This is a genomic window from Arthrobacter sp. Y3223164 (genome assembly GCF_059091005.1).
This window is the reverse complement of record NZ_JBNHGF010000492.1, coordinates 1-1,748: the sequence shown is the minus strand read 5'-3', so window position 1 is coordinate 1,748 and position 1,748 is coordinate 1. Positions and strand designations below refer to the sequence as shown.

Sequence of the window (1,748 nt, the reverse complement as noted above, 5' to 3'; positions counted from 1 at the left end):
CGGGGCCTCGGCGGCAGTCTCCTGCCCGCCCTGGCCGCGGTTGCGGCGCTTCTCGCTGCGCGACTGCCGTTCGGAGCGCTTCTCGATGCGAACCTGGTGGTGCTCGGTGGCCGCGGCGGGGCGGCGGTGTTCCACCGGCTCGTCGTGAGTGATCACGCCGCGGCCGGCGCAATGCTCGCACTGCTCGCCGAAGACTTCCAGCAGCCCGGTGCCCATGCGCTTGCGGGTCATCTGGACCAGGCCCAGCGAGGTCACCTCGGCCACCTGGTGCTTGGTCCGGTCGCGGCCCAGGCATTCCACCAGCCGGCGCAGCACCAGGTCGCGGTTGGACTCCAGCACCATGTCGATGAAGTCGATGACGATGATGCCGCCGATGTCGCGCAGCCGCAGCTGGCGGACCACCTCTTCGGCCGCTTCCAGGTTGTTCTTGGTGACGGTTTCTTCCAGGTTGCCGCCGGAGCCAGTGAACTTGCCGGTGTTGACGTCCACCACGGTCATGGCCTCGGTGCGGTCGATCACGAGGGAACCACCGGAGGGCAGGAAGACCTTCCGGTCCAGCGCCTTGTGGATCTGCTCGTCGATCCGCTGGGCGGCGAAAATGTCCGTCTCCGACGTCCACTTCTCCAACCGGTCCACCAGGTCGGGGGCCACATAGGTCACGTAGGCCTCGATCGTGTCCCAGGCTTCTTCGCCGGAGACGACCAGCTTGGAGAAGTCCTCGTTGAACACGTCGCGGACCACCTTGATGGTCAGGTCCGGCTCGGCGTAGAGCAGCTCCGGTGCCAGCGTCTTGGTGGACCCGGCACGCGATTCGATGCCCTCCCACTGCGCCCGCAGCCGGTTGATGTCGTTCATCAGCTCTTCTTCGCTGGCGCCCTCGGCCGCGGTGCGGACGATCACGCCGGCGCCGTCGGGAACATGTTCCTTCAGGATCTTCTTCAGCCGGTTGCGTTCCACGTCGGGCAGTTTCCGGGAAATGCCGGTCATGGAGCCGCCGGGCACGTAGACCAGGAAGCGGCCAGGCAGCGAAATCTGGCTGGTCAGGCGGGCGCCCTTGTGGCCCACCGGGTCCTTGGTGACCTGCACCAGGACCGAGTCGCCGGACTTGAGCGCGAGTTCGATCCGGCGCGGCTGCCCGTCGAGGTGTGCGGCGTCCCAGTTGACCTCGCCGGCGTAGAGCACGGCGTTGCGGCCGCGGCCGATGTCGATGAAGGCCGCCTCCATGCTGGGCAGCACGTTCTGTACCTTGCCCACGTAGACGTTGCCGATCAACGAGTCCTGCTGGGTCTTGGACACGAAGTGCTCGGCCAGCACGCCGTCTTCGAGCACGCCGATCTGGATCCTGTCGTCGCGCTGGCGGACCACCATCTGGCGGTCGACGGATTCGCGGCGGGCCAGGAACTCGGCCTCGGTGATGACCTGGCGGCGGCGGCCCGTCTCGCGCGATTCGCGGCGGCGCTGCTTCTTGGCCTCCAGCCGGGTGGACCCCTTGACCGACGCCACCTTGTTGCTGGGGGCGGTCTCGGTGATCGGCCGCGGTGCCCGGACCCGGGTGACCGTGTTGGGCGGGTCGTCGTCGGCCCCGCCGGTGAGTTCAAGATCGGCATCCCCGCGGCGGCGACGGCGGCGGCGGCGCGAGGTCACGCCGTCCTTCTCCCCTGCGGCACCCTCGTCGGCGGCTTCGGCGGCCTCGTCGCTGTCTTCGGTGCTGCCGGCCTCGTCGCTGCCGGTTTCGGCCTCGGAGCGGT

1 protein-coding gene is annotated in these 1,748 nt (G+C 68.7%); it reads right to left on the bottom strand.

The genetic code is table 11. The annotated features are described in order from the left end of the window. On the bottom strand, positions 1-1,748 hold a 1,748-nt coding region (locus tag AC5RUJ_RS15730; RefSeq protein ID WP_494156184.1), incomplete at both ends, for an Rne/Rng family ribonuclease.